The organism is Thermanaeromonas sp. DSM 22490 (assembly GCF_056378755.1).
Genome location: NZ_JBJHHE010000014.1, coordinates 1 through 21,941 on the forward strand (window position 1 = coordinate 1; position 21,941 = coordinate 21,941).

The window sequence follows — 21,941 nt, forward strand, 5'->3', positions numbered from 1 at the left end:
CGAGCGCTAGTTTGGCCCGCGAGGGTTTCCGGAGCGAGCGAAAGCCAAGCAGGCCTGGAATAAAAACTGGGGATAACCCAGTTCCTTACCGGGTTGATCAAGAAGCTCTCAAATATGCTATTATATTTATTATGAGCGGCAAAAAATTACCCCACCTGCAAGGTATAGATTGGGAAGCAGACCTCCACTGGTTTACTTTTAATGAGCTAGATCTGCTCCTGGATGTAAACAGCGGTGCCCTGCATATTATTGATCCGCCAACCAGGCAAGTGCTGGTCGAGCTGGCGCGGACTGGCGGGGAAGACAGATTCTCTTTGCCCCATAGCACCCGCCTGTACGGTGAAAAAGTTGTTGAGGAAGTGCTGGCCGAACTGGCCCGCTGCCAGGAAGAAGGCAGCCTCTTCACCAGGGATGTGGCTCGAGATACCTACCAGCCCCCTGAACCGTTGCTACAGGCCCTCTGCCTACATGTGTCCCATGACTGCAACCTGCGCTGCCTTTACTGCTTCGCCGGGGGAGGCCCCTTCGGCGGTAGCCGGGGTCTGATGACGGAAGAGGTAGGTCGGGCTGCTCTGGATCTTTTATTCGAGCTTTCGGGTTCCAGGCACCGGGTAGAAGTAGACTTTTTTGGCGGGGAACCCCTCCTCAATTTTCGGGTAGTCAAAGAGTTGGTATCCTATGGCCGCGCCCGCGCCCAATCCCTGGGGAAAGAGATACGCTTTACCCTGACCACCAACGGCCTAGGGCTGACCAGAGAAGTGGTGGATTTTCTAAACAAGGAGGATATTAGCGTTATCTTAAGCTTGGACGGCCGGCCGGAAACCAATGATCGCTACCGGCGCCTGCCCAACGGAGAGGGGAGTTATCGCGCGGTTCTGCCCCGGCTCCAAGAATTTATTGCTGTGCGCGACCACCGCGATTACTGGATCCGGGGTACCTTCACCCGGTCCAACCTGGACTTTAGCCGGGATGCAGAACATCTGCTCTCCTTAGGTTTCCGCTTTCTTTCCCTGGAGCCGGTGGTGGCACCGCCGGAAGCGCCCTACAGCCTGCGGCTGGAAGACATTCCTGCCTTAAGGGCAGAATACCAGCGACTGGCGATCCTTTACTGGGAATCTCGTATTCGAGGCCAGCCCTTCGAGTTTTTCCACTTTAATATTGATCTGGGCGGCGGGCCCTGTTTAAACAAACGCCTTTATGGTTGTGGAGCAGGCCTCAGCTACCTGGCTGTCACCCCAAACGGCGATCTTTATCCCTGTCACCAACTGGTGGGTAAACTTGATTTACGGTTAGGCCATGTGGCCAGGGGAATAGAGGCACGGGATCTCCAGGAGGAGTTTCGCCAGGCCCATGTCTATAATAAACCCCGCTGCTCGCGCTGTTGGGCTCGCTTTTACTGCAGCGGCGGATGCCAGGCCGCAGCGCTGGCAGTAAGCGGTAACTTAAGGGAGCCGGATGCCGTCGCCTGCGCTATCCAGCAGATCCGGCTGGAAGCGGCCCTTTACCTTCTGGCCAAATCTAAGGCGAAATTTTAAAGTGTGGCAGGATTTACCGCCCTTTAAGGCGAATTATATAATTGGGAAAGGGTGCTCGGCTGTGGCCTAAGTCTATAAGGATGAAGGGGGGAGGTCATGCCACCGCACTATAGGCAGCCAGAGTGGTTGCAAACTCTTAAGCAAAAGGCAAAGGTTTGGCCGGTAAAGGGTGCGGAGGTTGCCGGTAAAGCAGTTAGGGACTTGAGGAAAAAAGCGGGGCTTATATACAGTTTTTATCAAAAAAAAGATGGTAAATATTCTTACCAGAGGAACCTGGCTATAGGTATATTGGTAGGAGGGTTAGTCCTTTTGGGGGGCTGGCGGTGGGCTACCGCACCCAATGCATGGGCCATAATAGTTGGCGGAGAAAGGGTAGCTATAGCCGCCAGTCGGGAGGAAGCCGAAAAGGTTATAGAAAAAATTCTGGCGGCTATGGAGAAAGCCGGCTATCAAGGAGTGCAGCTGGCTGAGCAAGTAGAATATGTTCGGGTAAGAGCCGGCCGTGGGCAAATCAAGACGGGAGACGAGCTTGAACAGCTTTTAGCAGCAAAAACCACCTTAAAAACACTAGCCTTCGAGCTTAAGATAGACGGAGTGCCCAGGGCCGTGTTCCGGGATGAGGCCAGTGCTACCGCCGTCCTGGAACAGCTCAAAAAAGATTTTCTTCCCAGGGACGGCGCTGTCGTGGAAGAAGTAAAGTTTAAGGAAGAAGTAAGTCTGGATAGAAAGCTGGTTTCCCCCGACGAAATAGCCTCGCCGGACCAGGTTTTAAGTATGCTCAAAGGCGGCACTGAGGAGGTAAGTCAGTACACAGTCCAGGAAGGGGATTCCCTTTGGACCATTGCCCAGAAATACGGCTTGACGGTGGAGAAGCTTAAGGAAGCCAATCCTCAGCTCCAGGGTGAGCGCCTGGATATCGGGCAAGTCATCAATTTGCGCCAAAAGAATCCCCTCCTACACGTGGTAGTGGTTTACCGCCAGGAGGTAACGGAAAGCATTCCCTATGAGACCGAAGTTAGGACCAATTCCGATCTCTGGCGCGGAGAGGAACGTGTAAGGCAGGCGGGGTCAGAGGGAGAAAAGAAAGTGACCTACCGCCTTGTGGCCGAGAACGGCCGGATAGTGTATAAGGAAGCCATCAGCACAGAAGTCGTGAAAAACCCTGTAACCAAGATTGTGGAACGCGGCACAAAGATGCGCGTAGCCCTAGCCTACCGCGGTGGCGGTTCGGGCCGTCTGGCGTGGCCCTTGTCCGGGCCCATCACCTCTCCCTACGGCTACCGTGGACGCGAGTTTCATACTGGCGTGGATATTAGTGCTCCCTATGGTACCCCGGTAGCTGCTGCAGAGAGTGGCGTCGTCACAGGTGCCGGATATGAAGGCGGATACGGGCGCATGATTACCATCGACCATGGCGGTGGCCTGGTAACGCGTTACGCCCATCTTTCAGGCTATAACGTGGCGGTAGGCCAGAGGGTGTCGCGCGGTGAAGTAATAGGATATGTGGGCACCTCGGGAAGGACCACCGGCCCTCACCTCCATTTCGAAGTTCTGATAAACGGCGAGTTCCGCAACCCTTACAACTACTTGCGCTAGAAGGCATTAATTCGAAGCGGAAGGCTTGGCCTTAAACTCCTAAGGCCGGCCTTTTGTGTTTTATGGGACAACCCCTTTAGGAGGGGAGCTTGTACCGCCCCTTAGGGATAGCGTATAATTAATATAACATTACTAAAACGGAGTTGATTTACCATGGATTTTACCAAAATACACACTATAGCAGTGGTGGGGCTTTCCGATAAGCCAGATCGCCCTTCTTACCAGGTAGCCCGCTACCTCCAGGAGCAAGGCTATCGCATTATACCTGTAAATCCGGGGGTGGCCAGTGTACTGGGAGAAAAAAGCTATCCCACCCTCCAAGATATTCCGCCGGAAATAATAATAGATGTGGTGGATATCTTCCGGAAGCCAGAGGCAGTACCACCGGTGGTAGAAGAGGCTATCAGGCGCGGCGTAAAGGTCATATGGATGCAGGAAGGCATAAGCCACCCGGAGGCCGCGGCCAGAGCCAGGGAAGCCGGTATAGAAGTAATAATGGATAGCTGTATCAAAAAGGAGCACATGAAAGTTAAAAGCCTGAAACTGGGAGGAAAGGAAAATGAATTATGATCTTCTAATAATTGGAGGAGGCCCGGCCGGCCTTACAGCCGGCATGTACGGAGCCAGAGGAGGACTTAACACTTTAGTTTTGGAAAGGGGGGCACCGGGAGGGCAAGCTGCTCAGACAGATAGGATAGAAAATTATCCCGGTTTTCCCGACGGTATCAGCGGCGTAGAATTGGCCATGAAATTTGCCGAGCAGGCCCAGCGCTTTGGAACTAAACTGGAGATGGCAACGGTGGAAAAAGTAGACTTTACCGGGAAACTGAAGCGGGTTTGGACTGCTGAGGGTGAATACACGGGCAGAGCTGTAATTATTGCTACGGGCGCTAGTCCCCGTTCGCTGGAAGTGCCCGGGGAAGAAGCTTTAAGAGGCCGGGGAGTTTCCTATTGCGCTACTTGTGATGGCGCCTTTTTCCGGGGCAAGAAGGTAGCTGTAGTGGGAGGCGGGGATTCGGCGGTGGAAGAGGCCCTGTTTCTTACTCGCTTTGCCGAGCAAGTAATTATCATCCACCGCCGTGACAAGTTACGGGCTGCCCAAGTGCTGCAGCAGAGGGCCCGGGAACACCCCAAAATAACTTTTTGCTGGAATACGGTGGTAGAGGCTATTTTGGGAGAAAGTAAAGTAGAAGCCCTGCGGCTAAAGGATGTGGTGAGCGGAGCCGTAAGGGAAGAGAGCTTTGACGGCATTTTCATCTTCATAGGCCATAAGCCTAATACTGCTTTCTTGCTAGGCGCGCTCACCCTGGATGAAGGTGGCTATATTGTCACGAGAGAGGACTTATCTACCTCGGTCCCCGGCGTCTTTGCTGCCGGCGATGTGCGGGCCAAGGCCTTCAGGCAGATAGCCACGGCCGTGGGAGACGGCGCGGCCGCCGCTATGGCCGCTGAGAAGTACTTGGCTGAGCTGGCAACTCTAGACGCTTTATAATGACCATGATCCCTGAGGGCTAACCCTCCTTTCCCGGCGGCCCTAGCTTCCCTTTGCCTATCCTGCACAGGAGCTAGCATACGCCAAAGGGCAGAGCAGGCTTGCCAAAGCAGGGATAATCGCGGCAAGATGGCGGTTGCTTTAAAAACACAAGTCTGCTATAATGACATGGGATATACCCGTAGGGGGTACCATAGACTAAAAGGAGGTGGCTTAAGTGGGCTGCTGCGGTTCTGCCAATCGGGAGGTAACCCTCAAGATAGAAGGGATGACCTGCGGCCATTGCAAAATGAGTGTAGAAAAGGCTTTGCAAAGCTTAGCCGGCGTGGAAAGGGTACAGGTCGATCTGGAGGCCCAAGAGGCCGCGGTTACCTATAACCCTACCATGGTAACCGTGCAAGATTTAAAAAAGGCTGTGGTCGAAGCGGGGTACGAAGTGAAGGCCACTCTATAGCAGATCTCCGTAAGCCCGGGCTCACCTTGGAAAGCCCGGGTTTTTCTTGCCACTCATTTACAGTGAAGAGCAAGATAGGGCTGTAGTATAATCGGGAAAGGAGAAACCGAAGAGCTCCCTGGGGGAGGGAGAAATTTGGGTAATCCTTTCCACGTAGCCCTGGCCAAGGTCTGCCTGGTGGGCCTAGTGCTGGCCGGAGCAGCCCTGTGCCGCCACTTAAATTGGGCTCGTACTTTAAGCTATAGTCCTCTAGTGGCTCTGGCGCGGCAACATACTGAGTGGCAAACCCGCGACTGGCTGGTGGCCGAAAGCGAACATTTTCGCTTAAAATATCGTCCCCAGGATGCCGGCATAGTCACCGTGGTGCTGGAAGCAGCCGAGGAAGCTTACCAGCCGGCTACGGAGATTTTCGAGTACCGGCCCCGGGGCAAAACCCTGATTTTAATTTATCCCGACCGGCAGAGCCTGGCCCGGCAGTTCGGCTGGGCAGCGGATGAGAGTGCGATGGGAGTCTACTGGGCTGGCGTGGTGCGCATCCTATCACCTTTGGATTGGCTGGAGCCGGGAAATAGCCTGGTCTCCACCTTCAAGGCCCAGGGGCCCATGATCCATGAATTTACCCATCTTATAGTGGATGAACTGGCCCGGGGAAATTATCCCCGCTGGTTAACCGAAGGAATTGCCCAGTACATCGAGCGGCAGGTCACAGGCTACCGGTTGCCTGGCCCGGAGCCGGAGGACATTAGAGAATGGTATTCCCTAGAAGAATTGGATGCACGTTTTGATCAACTTCCCGACCAGGCCCTGGCCTACCGCCAGTCTTTAATGATGGTAGACTATTTGGTAGACAAGGTGGGCTGGGAGGGACTAAGGCAGCTTCTCCTGGAGCTGGGGCGGGGCACTACCTTTGAGGAGGCTATCAAGAGGATTACCGGCTTGGGGCCAACCCAGTTGCCCGCTCCTCTATTCACTTTTTCCCCTTGAGGCCGTATAGCTTTTCCAGTGGATAGGCTGGGGGGACAGCCGAGCCAGTGGAGGCGCAAAAATGGGTATACGCCAGGGCCTCTTATCCCGTGTTCCGGGGTAAGCGGCCTATTTTCTTATATTGTGAGCTGGGGAGCAAGAAGATCGGTCAGCTAGAACCCGGATAGATACCATAACTTTGGGTAATGCTTAAAAAGAAGGGGGAAAACAAAAATGAGAGAACAGTATTCCAGATTCCGGTGGTGGCTGGCTGTGTTGGTGTTGGTGCTGCTCGGCGCCCTGGGGGGAGGGGCTGTAAGCGCTGTTCTGACGCCGCGTTTTTTAGCCAAGCCGTTGCCCTTACCGCCCAGTACACCTCTTCCGTCTCTGCCTTTAACTCAACCGCCTAATTTAGCGGGAGATGTTTCGCCAGTAGTAACGGTGGCCAAACAGGTAGGGCCAGCCGTGGTAGGCATCACTGCCCTCTCTGGCCGGGACATTTTGGACAAAAGCTCTATCCGTCAGGGTTCGGGAATTATCCTGGACGGTGCCAACGGCTATATTGTAACCAATAATCATGTTATTGCCGGAGCGGGGCGCATTACCGTGAGCCTCGACCGGGAACAGGTTTTCCCTGCTGAAGTGGTAGGGCGGGATGCTAGAAGCGATCTGGCCGTTTTGCGCATAAGGGCTACTAACTTACCCACAGCCCGCCTGGGAGATTCCTCCCGGGTTCAGGTGGGTGAGACAGTGGTAGCCATAGGCAACCCCTTAGGCCGGGAGTTCGCCCGCTCGGTTACCGTAGGAGTCATCAGCGCCCTGAACCGGGAGATTACCGTAGGCGGGGAGGAGGGGCGGCAAATAACCTTACGGGTGTTACAAACTGATGCGCCTATCAATCCTGGCAACAGCGGCGGAGCCCTGGTAAACATGCGAGGAGAAGTAATAGGTATTAACAGCGTCAAAATTGCTACTACCGGGGTGGAAGGTATGGGCTTTGCCATCCCCATCAATGATGCGCGGCCGATTATCGACCAACTTATCAGCCAAGGATATGTTAGCCGGCCTTTTTTAGGGGTATACAATTTAAAGGAAATTACGCCGGAAATGGCTGGGTGGTATAATATACCTGCGGGCCTTTTTGTAGGGGGCGTAATGCCCGGCAGCCCGGCTGCCCGGGCTGGGATACGGGTGGAGGATATTATCGTTAAGATAGACAACAACAAAGTACTCACTTACGGAGATCTGGACCGTGCCCTGGCCGGGAAAAGGCCGGGAGACCAGGTTACTTTAAGTGTGGTCCGCAGGCTCAGAGGGGAATTAAACTTTACCGTGACTTTGGGCGAGCTGCCCAGGGAATAAATATTTTTAGGCAGCCATCTTGAGTGCTGTAAAAACGAATTCCGACAAGAGCGGCTCGGAAATTGGGACCAAAATTTTTTGAGGGAATAGCACCATGGAAGTATATATTTTAGCCGTGGGCAAGGTCAAGGAAAAATTCCTTGTGGCTGGCATGGAAGAATATGCCAAACGCCTGCGGCCTTACATAAAATTAGAAATAAGGGAAGGGGCCGAAGAGAAGGTACCGGACCCCTTGAGTCCCGGCCAGGCAGCCAGGATAATGGAGCTGGAAGGGCGCTCCCTCTTGCGCCTGCTACCTCCCGGCGCCTATACCATTGCCCTGGACCGGCAGGGCCGGATGCTTTCCTCTGAAGAGCTGGCCGAGTTTATGGCCGATCTTGCCCTCCGGGGCAGAAGCCAGGTAGCCTTTGTTATCGGTGGAACCCTGGGTTTAAGTGAAGAAGTTTTAGCCCGGGCCGATTTTAAATTATCCTTTTCCCGCCTTACTTTTCCCCACCAGTTGATGCGGCTGCTCCTCCTGGAGCAGCTCTACCGGGCCTGGAAGATTCAGCGGGGCGAACCGTACCACAGGTAGACGCTTTAAGCTTGCCCTGTCCCTGGGTTAGCTTCGTTTTTGCCTTATCAAAACCCTTGACGATGGCTAGTCCCCCGTGCTATAGTAGCTAACAAATAAATAATGTCAAATTCAAGGAAGAGGAAAAGTAGGGGAGTAGGGGCTTATCCAGCGAGCCGGCGGTGGTGGGAGGCCGGTTAAGCCTTACTCCTTGAAGTTCTCCTCGGAGAAGCAGGCTGAATACAGGTGCTAAGAATCTGTTAGTAGGCTGGGCCGGAGCTCCCGCCGTTAAAAGGGAGGGGGTATCGGAAAAGAATACTGCTTTACTTTTCCCGTACCCTTTAGAGGTGGGCCTATAAGTACGGCCAACTAGGGTGGTACCGCGGGTATGCTCCCCGTCCCTTGGGACGGGGAGCTTAAATTTTTATAACGGGGTTCACTCGAGAGCCTTACAAAAGGGGAAGGAGGCAGCAGGCATGATTGTAGTTATGCGGCCGGGGGCGACCCGGGAACAGATAGCTGCTGTTTGCCGGCGGCTGGAGGAACTGGGTTTCAAGACCCACCCTATTTACGGGCAGGAAAAGACGGTGGTCGGTGCCATCGGGGATAAGAGGGCTTTGAGCTCGGAGGCTATCATCAATTTGCCCGGGGTGGAAAAAATAGTCCCCATCCTAAAACCTTATAAACTGGTCAGCCGGGAGCTGAAGGATACCCCCACCATTGTGCGCATAGGGGATGTCCCCGTGGGCGGAAGGGGAATAGTGGTAATAGCCGGTCCTTGTGCCGTGGAAAGCGAAGAACAGCTCTTTATCACTGCTCGGTCGGTAAAGGCGGCCGGAGCACAAGTTTTACGCGGGGGAGCTTTTAAACCGCGCACTTCTCCTTATTCTTTCCAGGGCTTAGAAGAAGAGGGCCTTAAAATGCTGGCCCGGGTGCGGGAAGAGGTGGGGTTGCCCTTTGTTACCGAAGTAGTGGATACGCGGGATGTGGCCCTGGTGGCAGAATATGCCGATGCCCTTCAAATTGGCGCCCGCAATATGCAGAACTTCCGGCTTCTGCAGGAGGCGGGGGCCACCGGCAAACCCATTCTTTTGAAGCGCGGTTTTGCCGCTACTGTAGAAGAATGGCTCATGGCCGCCGAGTATATTTTGGATAAAGGCAATCCCAACGTGATTTTATGCGAAAGGGGTATCCGCACCTTTGAGACGGCCACTCGCTTTACCTTGGACCTCAGTGCGGTAGCTGTGGTTAAGGAAAATTCCCACCTACCAGTAATCGTAGATCCCAGTCATGGAACAGGTAGCTGGAAATATGTCCTCCCCTTGGCCCGGGCAGCGGTGGCCGCTGGCGCGGATGGCCTCCTTATTGAAGTGCATCCCGATCCGGCTCGCGCCCTGTGCGACGGCCCCCAATCTCTGCACCCGGAAACCTTCGACCGGCTCATGGGCGAGTTAACCCCCGTGTCTCTGGCCGTCGGGCGAGGTTTGGCTTCTTCAGGCAGGATTGTGGAACACATGGAGGTATAAAATACCAGGTATAAAAGTTATCTTAATAGCAAGTTAACAAGAGGAAATTTCCTTAAAAAAAAGAATATAACAGATGAGCTCCTTTTAATATTAGGGAAAGGATGTGTGCCGGTGAAAAAAGAGGTGCTGGTGAAGGTCAAGGGTACGCAGACCCATGAATGGGGGGAGCAGGATTCCATCGAGTTCATCACCGAGGGACGTCTCTTTAGCCGGGAGAATTCCTACTACATCCTCTATAACGAATCTAGCCTAGCAGGTATGGAGGGAACCACGACTTCTTTAAAAATCGAGCCCAGCCGGGTTACCTTAAACCGGATGGGTACAGCCGAGCACAAGGCCACTTTTGAGGAAGGAGTCTTGAGCGACGGTTTTTATATTACCCCTTACGGCACCATGAGGCTTACCATCCTGCCCTTTAAAGTAGAAGTTCACTTGACAGACGCCGGTGGAAGTATTAATCTAGAATATGAATTGCAGGTGGGTTACGAAAAGGTTAGTTATAACCAGTTAGAAATCACCGTAAGTTCCATATAGGAGGTAGCCGTGAACTTAGTTCAGGAAATGAAAATAAGGCTGGCCAGAGCCTTGAAGGAGGCTGCGGCCAGGGCCAGGGCAGCCGGCGAGGTGGCTTACGACGAGCTGCCCACTTTTGTGCTTGAAGTACCACGGGAAAAACAGCATGGAGATTTTGCGGCCAACCTGGCCTTTCTCCTGGCCAAACAGGCGCGCCGTTCTCCCCGGCAGCTGGCGGAAATCATCACCCGCCACCTGGAAAAACCCATACCCGGAGTGGCTAAAGTGGAAGTGGCCGGTGCAGGGTTTATTAATTTTACCCTGGAAGATTCTTGGGCGCTGCCCGTTTTGCCAGCTGTTCTGGCGGAGGATGAATATTACGGCTGGTCCAACATAGGGCGGGGCGAAAAGGTACAGGTGGAGTTTGTGAGCGCCAACCCTACCGGCCTTTTGCATGTAGGCCATGGTCGGGGAGCAGCCCTGGGAGATGCTATAGCCAATTTGCTGGCGGCCACCGGTCATGAAGTCACCCGTGAATTTTATATTAATGATGCGGGTAACCAAATTGAAAACTTCGGCCTCTCCTTAGAGGCGCGCTATCTTCAGGCCTTCGGGATAGACGCCCAAGTGCCGGAAGAGGGTTATCATGGCTACGATCTTATAGATACGGTAAAGCGCTTTATCGACCAGGTAGGGGATAAGTATCTGGACGCCGACCCCGTTTTAAGGCGGGAGATGCTGGTACGCTTTGCCCTGGAGGAAAAACTGGCAGCCATTAAGAAGACCCTGGAGGAGTTCGGCGTTCTTTACGATGTATGGTTTAGCGAACAGAGCCTGCACGATTCCGGGGCGGTAGGCCGCGCCATAAACGATTTGAAGGAACGGGGCTACATTTACGAAAAGGATGGGGCTTTATGGTTTAGAAGTACTCTCCTGGGCGAAGAAAAGGATGAAGTGGTGGTACGGCAAAACGGCATGCCTACTTATTTTGCTGCCGATATTGCCTACCATTGCAACAAATTTGAGCGGGGCTTTAACCGCATTATCAATATCTGGGGTGCTGATCACCACGGCCATGTAGCGCGCCTGAAAGGGGCCATGGCGGCCTTGGGGCATGACCCGAACAAGTTGGAAATAGTGCTTATGCAGCTCGTCCGCCTCTTTAAGGGTGGAGAGCTTTTGCGCATGTCCAAACGGACGGGCCAATACGTTACCTTGGAGGAGCTATTAGAAGAGGTTGGCCGGGATGCCGCGCGGTATTTTTTTGTGATGATCAAACCCGATAGTCACTTAGATTTTGACCTGGACTTGGCCCGCTCTCAAACGGCAGAAAACCCGGTGTACTATGTGCAATATGCCCATGCCCGTATTTGCAGCATTTTGCGCTTAGCTGGGGAGCGGGGAATAGAGGTACCTTCCCCTGGGGAGGTTGACCTCAGTGTCTTACGCCACCCGGCGGAGTTAGAGCTGGTTAAAAAGATTGCCGAGCTGCCGGAAACTATAATTGGCGCTGCCAGGGCACTGGAACCTCACCGGCTTACCCGCTATGCCCAGGAGCTAGCGGCACTTTTCCACAACTTTTATACTAATTGCCGGGTTTTGGCCGATGAGGAAGCTTTGAGGGGGGCGCGCCTTATTCTGGTGACGGCTACCCGCATAACCCTGCGCAATGTTTTACATCTTTTAGGTATTAGTGCTCCTGAGAGGATGTAAAAGGATTATGGCAACGCATACAAAGTTTATTTTTATTACCGGCGGTGTCGTCTCTTCCCTGGGGAAGGGGATAACCGCCGCTTCTTTAGGTAGGCTCTTAAAAAGCAGAGGCCTCAAAGTAGCTATTCAGAAATTCGATCCTTATATTAACGTTGATGCCGGCACCATGAGCCCTTACCAGCACGGCGAAGTTTTCGTCACCGACGACGGGGCAGAAACAGATCTCGATTTGGGGCATTATGAGCGCTTTGTGGATATTAATTTGACCAGGGCCAGCAATGTAACTGCGGGCAAGGTTTACTGGGCGGTGATCAGCAAAGAGCGGCGGGGCGATTACCTGGGCGGCACCGTTCAAGTTATCCCTCATATCACTAACGAAATAAAAGAGAGAATCTACCGGGTGGCCCAGGAGAGCCATCCCGATGTAGTCATTACCGAAATAGGCGGTACGGTCGGCGACATTGAATCCCTTCCTTTCCTGGAGGCCATAAGGCAGCTAAAAAGCGATATAGGCCGCGAGCGGGTGCTGTATATTCACGTCACTTTGGTGCCCTACTTGCGGGCGGCGGGAGAGGCCAAGACCAAGCCCACTCAGCATAGTGTGAAAGAGCTGCGCAGCATCGGTATCCAGCCGGACATAATCGTCTGCCGTTCGGAACGCCCCCTTTCCCCGGAGATGGCCGATAAAATTGCCCTTTTTTGTGACATAGAGAGGGAAGCTGTGATTCAAGCTGTGGATGCAGAATCCATATACGAGGTACCCCTCATGATGCAACAGGAGGGGCTGGACCGCATCGTAGTGGAAAAGCTGGGTTTAAATTGTGGGCCGGCCCGTATGGATGACTGGCGCTCCATGGTAGAACGCATGAAAAACCTCAAACGCCAGGTAACCATTGCTCTGGTGGGGAAATATGTCACCTTGCCTGACGCTTACTTGAGCGTGGTGGAAGCATTGCGACATGCCGGTCTGGCTCATGACACAGCTATAGATATCCGTTGGATCTATTCGGGAGAACTTACGGAGGATGGCCTGGAATCTATCTTGAAAGGTTGCGCTGGAATCCTGGTGCCGGGCGGTTTTGGGGATCGCGGTATTGAAGGGAAAATCCTGGCGGCCGGCTGGGCGCGTCAAAAGAAAATACCTTATTTGGGCATCTGCCTAGGGATGCAGCTGGCAGTAGTAGAGTTTGCTCGCAATGTTTGTGGTCTGGAAGCTGCCAACAGCGCCGAATTTGATCCGGAGACGCCTTACCCCGTTATTGATCTTTTGCCCGAACAAAAAGAAATCGAAAACATGGGCGGCACTATGCGCCTGGGAGCCTATCCCTGTCGTCTGCAGGAAGGTACTCGGGCTCGAGCAGCCTATGGCGAACCGCTGGTGTATGAGCGCCACCGGCACCGCTATGAATTTAATAACGCCTTCCGGGCGGAGTTAACAGCTAAGGGGATGGTTATCAGCGGCACTTCCCCTGATGACCGCCTGGTGGAGATTATTGAGCTGGATGACCATCCCTGGTTCGTTGCCTGCCAGTTTCACCCGGAGTTTAAATCCAGACCCAACCGGCCTCATCCTCTTTTCCGCGATTTTATTGGGGCAGCCCTGGCTTATGCTGAAGCAAAAAGGTGATTTAAATGAATTTGACCTACCGCCTAATCGATCCGGCCGAAGCAAAACTTTTCGATAAGTTTGTGGCCGCTCATCCCAAGGGCCATATCCTGCAGACCTATGCCTGGGGCGAAGTAAAGGCCGCCACCGGGTGGCGGCCCTTGCGGCTGGTAGTGGAAGAGGATGGGAGAATAGTGGCCGCTGTTTCCCTGCTCAAGCGCCACCTCCCCTATATCCAGAAGAGTATTTTTTATGCTCCCCGGGGGCCGGTCCTGGATTTTAGTAATACTGCTTTATTCGACTTTTTGCTCCAGGCCATAAAGGCCCTTGCCCGGCGGGAGGGCGCTATTCTTTTAAAAATTGATCCGGATATCCCGTCCAGCAATGTAGAAGTTAAACATCTATTGCAAAAAAGGGGGTTCAGGCTAGCTACCGCGGGCACGGGCTTTGATGGCGTCCAGCCCCGCCACGTTTTCCGGTTGGATTTACGCCCTTCTCTGGAGGAATTAAAGCAGAATCTCCACCCCAAAACCCGTTATAATATTGGCTTGGCCCAGCGACGGGGAGTAACGGTTAAGACAGACTGTACTCTGGAGGATCTGGCTGTATTTTATGATATCCTCCAGGAAACGGCTTTGAGGGACCGCTTTCTTATCCGTTCTTATGATTATTTTGTCATCCTATGGAAGGAACTGGTGGAAAAGGGTTATGCCAAACTCTTCATGGCCTATTACCAGGACCAGCCTATTGCCGGCACCCTGGCTTTTATCCTAGGGGATAAGGCCTGGTACATGTACGGCGCTTCCAGCAACCGGCACCGCAACGTTATGCCCAATTACCTCTTGCAGTGGACTATGATCTCCTGGGCCAAAGAACAGGGCTGTACCCTTTATGATTTTCGGGGAGTACCGGGGGACCTTTCCGAGGACAACCCTTTATACGGCCTCTATCGGTTCAAAAAGGGGTTTAATGGGGTGTTTACAGAATTTATCGGGGAATATGATCTGGTGTATTCGCCCCTTTATTACTGGATCTGGCGCCTGGCCCAGCCAGCCTACAACCTTTTCCGCCGATTCCTTTTCTGGCGGCGAAAGCGGGACAGCAGGGAGACGGAAACAAGTGCCGGCGCAGGAAGCGATTGAGGATTAGCTTTTTTAGAGAGGTGCTCTATGAATCAAGATTTTGTTCCAAAGGGAAAGCTGGCCGGAATCCTGGGCCCCCGCTGGGTAGAAATTGAGGCTACCGCCTTGGAAAATAACGTGCACCAGATTCGAAAAATATTGCAGCCCAGCACGCGCCTTTTAGCAGTGGTGAAAGCGGATGGGTACGGAGCGGGGGCTTTAGAGGTAGCGCGGCTATTTTTGCAGGCCGGCGCCAGCTACCTGGGAGTAACCACCTTGGCAGAGGGGCTCGAGTTACGGCGAAACGGCATTGAATCACCTATCCTTTTAATGAGCCCTTTGCTGCCGGAAGAAATACCCCTGGCCATTCGAGAAAACCTTACCCTGACTATAGAGAGCCGGGCAGGGGCTGAAAGGGCGGCTAAAGCTGCTCGGGACATAGGGTCGTCCGTACGGGTGCACCTTAAAGTAGAAACCGGTCTTAATCGTACGGGCCTTAAGCCTGAGGAGGCCGTAGTCCTGGCCCAAGAGATGGCCTCCTGGCCAGCGATGGAAGTAGAAGGCATCTATACCCACCTGGCGGAGGCCTCCCATCCTCGGAAAAGCCGGGAGCAATTTGAGCGATTTGACCGGGTGCTGGCAGACCTGGCGGAAAGAGGAATAAACATCCCTCTCCGGCATATCTGCAACAGTGTGGCTTGCCTTAATTACCCGGAAATGCACTTAGATATGGTGCGGCTCGGTACCCTTCTCTATGGCCAATTGCCTCCGGGTGCTAAAGGCCGAGGGCTCGAGCTCCAGGATCCCTGGCAAGTAAAGGCTCGTCTTTTGGCTATCCGCGAGGTGGCAGCGGGTACACCGGTAGGTTATGGTGGAGATTATGTAACCCCTAAGGCCACCCGCCTGGGAGTGTTGCCTTTAGGTTATGCTGACGGCCTGGGCCTAACGGCTATTGCGCGTCCTAAGTCTCTAAGCGACCTGGCCCGCTTTCTGGCTAAAACCATACTGGCTTACCTGGGCTGGCACCACCGCGATGAGGCGGTGCTGATCGGTGACCGGCTGGCGCCGGTGGTCGGCCGCATCGGCATGCAGCTTTCCCTAGTGGATGTAAGAGATATACCCGCGGAAGTGGGGGAGGTAGTTCGGGTAAATCTGGGGCGTCCTACCACCAGTGCGCGCCTGCCCCGCCTCTACTTGCGGGAAGGTAGGCCTTATCTTCTACGTACCGTGACAGGGGAGTGGCTGGCTGTGGTAGAGGGGCAGGACTTGGTCGTATAATTTTGTATTGTTAAAAGGGGCGAAAAACAGGAATCTATAGTTTGTTGGCGAATATAACTTTTTTGTAGAGGAGCGAGCCTTGTGCACAAGTTATAGTGAAGGGAAGCGAAAAATCTATAGCGAAGCCCAAACAGAAGCGGACAGACGCCTTACCAAGAACTCCCTCAGGGGATGGGAGGTGAGCTGGTCTGAAAGAGAAAACGATCCTGATCGTAGATGACCAGCCGGGCGTACGCCGTCTATTGTTGGAAGCTTTGCGCCAAGCAGGCTTTCAAGTCAGTATGGCCGCTAATGGTGAAGAGGGGTTAAGAAAGATAATTACAGAAAACCCCAGCCTGGTAATTCTCGATATGAAAATGCCAGGAATGAACGGAGTGGAGTTTCTAAGTGAGTTACACCGGCTATCCTGCCGTTTGCCGGTGATCATCATTAGCGCCTATAATGACAAGGATTTAGCAGAGCAAGCCCAGAAACTAGGAGTACGTCATTTCCTGCATAAACCCTTTGATCTTTCAACCCTTTACAGACTAGTTAACTCGGCTTTGGCGAATGATTGTTATTTTGGGCTGGAAGCCGTACTAGTTTAGCTCCTGAGGGGTCCGGTTTAAAAAAGCCGGACCCTTGTTATGTTATAACCGTGTTTAGCTGAAGGATTCTGCGCTGGAGTAGCGAATTTAAGGAGCTAAGGGAGGAAAGGACTATGCTTATTCCCACTACTGTTTTCTGTGCTTTGCGGTGTCCGGGATGTGGCTGTCTGGAATTCTACAGCCTTTCCCTTTTTGCCCTGGGAGGAGGCCGCCATCAATGGTTGGAATGTACTTGCGGGACGCCCCTTTTGGGTATGGGCCGGCAAAAGGGGAAGGGTTTCTGGATGCAGTTAAATTGTATTATGTGCGGTACCCCCCATTTCTGGCACTTTATCCGCCGGGATCTTTGGAGGAAGGATCTCCTCACTTTGACCTGTGAAGACACAGGATTGGAGGTTGGGTTCTTAGGAACCTGGGAGCTAATCCAGCAGGCAGTAATGCAGCATGACCGGTCCCTGGCGGAATTAGCACAAGATCTCGGAATAGTAGGGGAGGGGTGGCTCAATAACGTCTGCAGTGGCAATAATAATATTGAATCATGAAAGCGGGGGAAACCAATGCCATTAGTCACTTTGGCTGAAGTTTTAAAAAGGGCAGAAGCGGGATCTTATGCAATAGGAGCTTTTAATTGCAACAACATGGAAATTTTGCAGGCTATTATCGAAGCTGCTGAAGCAGAGGCCTCACCTGTGATTATCCAGGCCAGCCAGGGGGCTATTAAGTATGCCGGGTTAGACTACATAGTTTCCCTGGTTCGGACGGCTGCTGCCAGCACATGGGTACCTGTGGTGTTACACTTAGACCATGGTACCGACCGGGAACAAGTCCTCAGAGTTTTACGCGCTGGCTTTACTTCGGTGATGGTGGATGGGTCTAAACTACCGCTGGAAGCCAATATTGCCATGACCAGACAGGTAGTGGAAATTGCCCATGCTATGGGGGTTTCGGTAGAGGGGGAGCTTGGCCGCATAGGCGGTACGGAAGACCATGTCCAGGTGGCCAGTTGGGAGGAAACCTTAACTGAACCGGAAGAAGCCCGCCGCTTTGTGGCAGAAACAGGAGTAGATGCTCTGGCGGTGGCCATTGGTACTGCCCATGGGCGTTACCGCGGTGTACCACGATTAGATTTTGATCGCCTTCAGGTCATTCGCCAGCTTACAGGGATTCCTTTGGTCCTCCATGGATCTTCCGGTGTACCCGACGAGGACGTACAGCGCGCTATCACCTTAGGAGTGCGCAAAGTTAATATCGACACCGATATCCGCATCGCTTTTGTAGAAAAGATGCGGGAAGTGTTGGCAGCCAGGCCGGAAGAGATTGATCCTCGCAAAGTGCTGGGGCCGGCCAAGGAGGCTGCCCGGGAAGTTATCCGCCATAAGATGCGGGTCTTCGGGTGTGCCGGCCGGGCGTAAAGGCCCGAATTTTACCTGGCACAAGGAGATTAATTAGGTATTGGTTAATTAGGTATTGGTAGGGAGGTGTGTTTTTTGCGCATTTTTCTAGATACAGCTAACATAGAAGAGGTTAAAAGTGCTAACGATTTGGGTATAATTTCTGGTGTAACTACCAATCCATCGCTGATAGCGCGGGAAGGCCGCCCTTTTCGCCAGGTGGTGGAGGAAATATGTAACATAGTAAATGGGCCCGTTAGCGCGGAAGTGCTCAGCCAGGACGCCCCGGGAATGGTTCGGGAAGCAAGGGAGCTAGCCTCCATCCATCCTAATGTGGTTATTAAAATTCCTATGACAGGTGAAGGCTTAAAGGCTGTTAAGCAGTTGTCCGGAGAAGGTATTAAGACAAATGTAACACTGATTTTTTCTGCCAATCAGGCTTTGCTCGCTGCGCTGGCCGGCGCTACTTACGTCAGCCCCTTTGTTGGCCGCTTGGACGATATAAGCCACAAAGGTATGGATATTCTGGCTGATATTGTTCCCATCTTTGCCCAGTACGGTTTCTCCACGGAAATTATTGCTGCCAGCATACGCCACCCCCTGCATGTCTTAGAAGCTGCCCGCCTAGGGGCGGATATCGCCACTGTTCCTTACCAGGTCCTGATGCAAATGATAAAGCATCCTTTGACAGATATTGGGTTAGCCAGATTTCTGGCCGATTGGGAGAAATTTAAAGACAAATAGTATTGGAGGTCGTTTTTTCCTTGGATATAGCAGAATTAGAAAGCAAAACGATGGTGGAGCTTTACCGTATTGCTCGGGAGATAGGGCTTACGGGTTATTCCCGTCTGCGCAAGAAAGAGCTGGTCTTTGAGATTGCTAAAGCCTTGGCACAAAAACAACAGCAGCAACAGGCTGAAGAGCAGGAAGAACAGCTTCAGGCCCAGGGCATTCTGGAAATCCTGCCCGATGGATATGGTTTCTTAAGGCCCATCGGCTATTTACCAAGTGAAGATGACATTTATGTTTCTCCCTCCCAGATTCGCCGTTTTGACTTAAGGACCGGCGATAAAGTCAAGGGACTGGTAAGGCCACCCAAGGACAACGAGCGCTTCTTTGCCCTCCTGCGGGTGGAAGAAGTGAACGGAGAAAATCCGGAAACATGCTTAGAAAGATTACATTTTGATGCCCTCACCCCTATCTATCCCCAGGAGAGATTGACGCTGGAAACCCCGGAGGGGGACCCCTCAACTCGCATCATCGATCTTATTGCGCCCCTAGGTAAAGGGCAGCGCGCCCTTATTGTTTCTCCCCCCAAAGCCGGTAAGACCGTACTTTTAAAGAAAATTGCCAATAGCATTAGCACCAATTATCCCGAGATCGAATTAATTATCCTTTTAATCGATGAAAGACCTGAGGAAGTGACCGATATCGAACGTTCGGTAAAGGGAGATGTGGTCAGCTCTACCTTTGATGAACTGCCGGAAAATCACGTTAAAGTAGCCGATATGGTCCTGGAGAGGGCCAAACGCCTGGTGGAACATAAAAAGGACGTAGTAATCCTGCTAGATAGTATCACCCGCCTGGCCCGCGCCCATAATCTGGTGGTACCCCCCAGTGGGCGGACACTCTCTGGCGGTGTGGACCCGACAGCCCTTTACAAGCCTAAGCGCTTTTTCGGTGCTGCCCGCAACGTGGAAGAAGGAGGAAGTCTTACTATAGTAGCTACAGCCCTTATCGAAACGGGCAGCCGGATGGATGAAGTTATTTTCGAAGAGTTTAAGGGCACAGGCAATATGGAACTTATCCTGGATCGAAAACTAGCTGAACGACGCCTTTTCCCCGCCATCGATGTTAAACGTTCGGGTACCCGCCGGGAGGAGCTCCTTCTGTCACCCGAAGAGCTGGAGCTTGTATGGCATTTCCGCCGGGTTACGGCCAACCTGGGTACTGTGGAAGTAGCCGAGATGCTCATAGACGCCATGAAAAAGACCAAAAGCAATAAAGATCTCCTGCGCGCTCTGCCTGCCCTTTTTCCCCGCGAAACCGAACGCACCAGATATTAAAAAGGATCGGGGTATATTTCTACCTGCAGCAGGTTAAACTATAAAAAACTGGGGGAGGGAAGCTATACCAGTTATTCCAAAGTTTAAAGAGGTGATTCTAAGTTATGTTCCTCCGCCGTACGGTTGTACTACGGGTAAGTGCACTGCTGCTGGCTATCTTTCTGGCCAGTACAGTAGGGACCAGTGCCCGGGCAGCCGTCGTTGAGGACCTGCAGCAGGTAGCTGCCGTAGTTGCACCCGCTGAATATGCAGAGTTAGCAGGGCGGGTAAACAGTTTGACCCGCCTTTACCGGGTCGAAGAAGGAGACACCGTGAGCCGTATAGCGCGGCGCTTCCGGATCGATGGTGAGCTCCTGGCAGCTATGAACGATCTGGATGTAAAAGCGCCCCTCACTCCTGGTCAGTTTCTGGTTTTGCCTTATGAACCAGAGCGAACCTACGAAGTAGTTGAAGGGGATACAATCTGGGGTATTGCCCGGGCCTTCGGCTCAACAGTAGAAGAAATTATGGCTACCAACGGTATTACCGATCCCAGAACCTTGCAGGTGGGAACTCTACTTACCATTCCTGGTCATAAAAAGCCTGGAGAAAAGGCTATAGTACGGCCAGTTTCGCGCAGCGGCCTCACTTCCTTTATATGGCCGCTTATAGGGGTTATCACTTCTAGCTTTGGCTGGCGGAACAAAGAGTTCCACCATGGCATTGACATTGCGGCGGAAGGCGGAACAGCAGTCCGCGCTGCCCGGGCCGGTACAGTGGAATTTGCCGGCTGGCGCAATAGCATCTACGGTCGTACAGTCATTCTGGATCACGGCGACGGTTATCGCAGCGTTTATGCCCATAATCAAACTAATCTGGTGGCACCCGGTGAATGGGTGAATGCGGGCGATATAATTGCCCTGGTCGGGAGCACGGGTAATGCTACGGGACCCCACCTGCATTTCGAACTCTGGGAGAAGGATAAGGCAGTAAATCCTTTGCGGTTTTTGAGGTAAACAGAATCCAGTCCGTGATTGCCGGCTTTTGAGCCGGCTTTTTTTATGGGGGCTATGCACGTACCCATCAACTCGGAAGTCGGGTATTGGACCAAAAATTTCCTTACCTGTTGCTCGCCGTCTTGGGCTCTCCTGAGGGGGTAAAATATCTGCGCGAAAAGGCCAGAGCCACATTCACCAGACCAATCATAACCGGCACTTCAATTAAGGGACCGATTACTGCGGCAAAGGCCTGGCCGGAGTTGATGCCGAAGACGGCCACGGCAACGGCTATGGCCAGCTCAAAGTTGTTGCTGGCTGCCGTAAAGGAGAGGGTAGTGGTCTGGGCGTAATTCACTCCCAGGCGCATGCTCAAAAAAAAGGATATTAAGAACATCAGCACAAAATATGCGATGAGTGGTATAACCACCCGCACTACGTCCATGGGCAGGGTAACAATATAATTGCCCTTTAGGGAGAACATAACCACAATGGTGAAGAGCAAAGCTATTAAAGTCAGGGGGCTGATCTTGCGTATAAAAACCTTTCCGTACCACTCTTTACCCTTGGCGGGCAAAAGTATCCGCCGGGTAAGAAAGCCGGCCACAAAGGGGATGCCCAGGTAGATGGCTACACTGGTGGCTACTTCTCCGATGGATACTTGTACCTGCATACCCTTTAGGCCGATCAGGGTTGGCAGCACGGTAATGAATATATAAGCGTATATAGAGTAGAAGAAGACCTGGAAGATAGAATTGAGAGCCACGAGGGCGGCCGCATATTCGCTGTCACCGTTGGCCAGCCTGTTCCAGACGATGACCATGGCAATGCAGCGGGCCAGCCCTATAAGTATTAGCCCTACCATATACTCGGGATAATTCCGGAGGAAAAGTACGGCTAAGATAAACATCAAAATAGGGCCGATTATCCAGTTTTGGAGGAGGGAGAGGGCTAACACCTTACTGTTTTTAAACACTTTGCCCATCTCCTCGTATTTTACTCTAGCTAAAGGGGGGTACATCATAACAATAAGGCCTATGGCTATGGGGATAGAAGTAGTACCTATAGACAGTCTATCCAGGGCAGTGGCCACTCCGGGCACGAAATAACCCAGGCCCACGCCGAAGGCCATGGCTAAGAAAATCCATAAAGTAAGAAAACGGTCTAGCAATGAAAGGCGAGCTACAGCTTGACTGTTAGCCATGGTGACG

Annotated in this window: 21 protein-coding genes and 1 other annotated feature; of the genes, 20 read left to right on the top strand and 1 reads right to left on the bottom strand. The window is 52.7% G+C overall.

Annotation, left to right across the window (positions count from 1 at the left end; translation table 11 throughout):
• Window positions 1-131: 131 nt before the first annotated feature.
• The 20 genes from scfB to AC1BI1_RS09960 all read left to right on the top strand — a co-directional run bounded on the left by scfB (window position 132) and on the right by AC1BI1_RS09960 (window position 20,751).
• Window positions 132-1,535: a thioether cross-link-forming SCIFF peptide maturase gene (scfB, locus tag AC1BI1_RS09865; protein WP_476717212.1), complete on the top strand. Its 1,404-nt coding sequence runs from the start codon at window positions 132-134 to the stop codon at window positions 1,533-1,535.
• Between the two features lie 309 nt (window positions 1,536-1,844).
• A complete protein-coding gene (locus tag AC1BI1_RS09870; RefSeq protein ID WP_476717123.1) occupies window positions 1,845-3,131 on the top strand; it encodes a peptidoglycan DD-metalloendopeptidase family protein in 1,287 nt (428 codons plus the stop codon).
• Between the two features lie 153 nt (window positions 3,132-3,284).
• A complete protein-coding gene (locus tag AC1BI1_RS09875; RefSeq protein WP_476717124.1) occupies window positions 3,285-3,701 on the top strand; it encodes a CoA-binding protein in 417 nt (138 codons plus the stop codon).
• Complete coding sequence (gene trxB, locus AC1BI1_RS09880; protein WP_476717125.1) at window positions 3,691-4,623, top strand: thioredoxin-disulfide reductase; 933 nt, start codon at window positions 3,691-3,693, stop codon at window positions 4,621-4,623. Before AC1BI1_RS09875 ends, trxB begins: the two co-directional genes overlap by 11 nt.
• Before the next feature lie 217 nt (window positions 4,624-4,840).
• Window positions 4,841-5,077 carry a heavy-metal-associated domain-containing protein gene (locus AC1BI1_RS09885; RefSeq protein WP_476717126.1) on the top strand — a complete coding sequence of 79 codons (237 nt, stop codon included), beginning with the start codon at window positions 4,841-4,843 and terminating at the stop codon, window positions 5,075-5,077.
• Window positions 5,078-5,212: 135 nt separating this feature from the next.
• On the top strand, window positions 5,213-6,061 hold the full coding sequence (locus tag AC1BI1_RS09890) for a peptidase MA family metallohydrolase (RefSeq protein WP_476717127.1): 849 nt from the start codon (window positions 5,213-5,215) through the stop codon (window positions 6,059-6,061).
• 213 nt (window positions 6,062-6,274) lie between these two features.
• A complete protein-coding gene (locus AC1BI1_RS09895; RefSeq protein WP_476717128.1) occupies window positions 6,275-7,402 on the top strand; it encodes a S1C family serine protease in 1,128 nt (375 codons plus the stop codon).
• A gap of 94 nt (window positions 7,403-7,496) precedes the next feature.
• The gene (rlmH, locus tag AC1BI1_RS09900) at window positions 7,497-7,976 is read left to right on the top strand and encodes a 23S rRNA (pseudouridine(1915)-N(3))-methyltransferase RlmH (protein WP_476717129.1); all 480 of its coding nucleotides are present in this window, start codon (window positions 7,497-7,499) and stop codon (window positions 7,974-7,976) included.
• 105 nt (window positions 7,977-8,081) lie between these two features.
• Window positions 8,082-8,361: a binding site (T-box leader), on the top strand.
• 70 nt (window positions 8,362-8,431) lie between these two features.
• The gene (gene aroF / locus AC1BI1_RS09905; protein ID WP_476717130.1) at window positions 8,432-9,481 is read left to right on the top strand and encodes a 3-deoxy-7-phosphoheptulonate synthase; all 1,050 of its coding nucleotides are present in this window, start codon (window positions 8,432-8,434) and stop codon (window positions 9,479-9,481) included.
• Between the two features lie 111 nt (window positions 9,482-9,592).
• Window positions 9,593-10,015, top strand: a complete 423-nt coding sequence (locus tag AC1BI1_RS09910; protein ID WP_476717131.1) for a YwiB family protein — start codon at window positions 9,593-9,595, stop codon at window positions 10,013-10,015.
• A gap of 9 nt (window positions 10,016-10,024) precedes the next feature.
• Entirely contained in the window at window positions 10,025-11,707 is a 1,683-nt protein-coding gene (argS, locus tag AC1BI1_RS09915; protein WP_476717132.1) for an arginine--tRNA ligase, read from the top strand.
• Between the two features lie 7 nt (window positions 11,708-11,714).
• The gene (locus AC1BI1_RS09920) at window positions 11,715-13,334 is read left to right on the top strand and encodes a CTP synthase (protein ID WP_476717133.1); all 1,620 of its coding nucleotides are present in this window, start codon (window positions 11,715-11,717) and stop codon (window positions 13,332-13,334) included.
• A 5-nt stretch (window positions 13,335-13,339) separates the two neighbouring features.
• Window positions 13,340-14,455, top strand: a complete 1,116-nt coding sequence (locus AC1BI1_RS09925) for a lipid II:glycine glycyltransferase FemX (protein WP_476717134.1) — start codon at window positions 13,340-13,342, stop codon at window positions 14,453-14,455.
• 27 nt (window positions 14,456-14,482) lie between these two features.
• Window positions 14,483-15,712, top strand: coding sequence for an alanine racemase (gene alr, locus AC1BI1_RS09930; RefSeq protein WP_476717135.1), 1,230 nt, complete (start codon window positions 14,483-14,485; stop codon window positions 15,710-15,712).
• 209 nt (window positions 15,713-15,921) lie between these two features.
• On the top strand, window positions 15,922-16,299 hold the full coding sequence (locus AC1BI1_RS09935) for a response regulator (protein WP_476717213.1): 378 nt from the start codon (window positions 15,922-15,924) through the stop codon (window positions 16,297-16,299).
• 113 nt (window positions 16,300-16,412) lie between these two features.
• Window positions 16,413-16,841, top strand: coding sequence for a hypothetical protein (locus AC1BI1_RS09940; RefSeq protein ID WP_476717136.1), 429 nt, complete (start codon window positions 16,413-16,415; stop codon window positions 16,839-16,841).
• 15 nt (window positions 16,842-16,856) lie between these two features.
• Window positions 16,857-17,711, top strand: coding sequence for a class II fructose-1,6-bisphosphate aldolase (locus AC1BI1_RS09945; RefSeq protein ID WP_476717137.1), 855 nt, complete (start codon window positions 16,857-16,859; stop codon window positions 17,709-17,711).
• A 75-nt stretch (window positions 17,712-17,786) separates the two neighbouring features.
• Window positions 17,787-18,434 (top strand): fructose-6-phosphate aldolase, encoded by a 648-nt coding sequence (gene fsa / locus AC1BI1_RS09950; RefSeq protein ID WP_476717138.1) that lies wholly within the window; start codon window positions 17,787-17,789, stop codon window positions 18,432-18,434.
• Between the two features lie 20 nt (window positions 18,435-18,454).
• The gene (gene rho / locus AC1BI1_RS09955) at window positions 18,455-19,756 is read left to right on the top strand and encodes a transcription termination factor Rho (protein ID WP_476717139.1); all 1,302 of its coding nucleotides are present in this window, start codon (window positions 18,455-18,457) and stop codon (window positions 19,754-19,756) included.
• A gap of 104 nt (window positions 19,757-19,860) precedes the next feature.
• Window positions 19,861-20,751 (top strand): peptidoglycan DD-metalloendopeptidase family protein, encoded by an 891-nt coding sequence (locus AC1BI1_RS09960; protein WP_476717140.1) that lies wholly within the window; start codon window positions 19,861-19,863, stop codon window positions 20,749-20,751.
• A gap of 103 nt (window positions 20,752-20,854) precedes the next feature.
• Here the strand turns inward: AC1BI1_RS09960 and arsB are convergent, their stop codons facing one another.
• Window positions 20,855-21,934, bottom strand: coding sequence for an ACR3 family arsenite efflux transporter (arsB, locus tag AC1BI1_RS09965; RefSeq protein ID WP_476717141.1), 1,080 nt, complete (start codon window positions 21,932-21,934; stop codon window positions 20,855-20,857).
• Window positions 21,935-21,941: the final 7 nt, after the last annotated feature.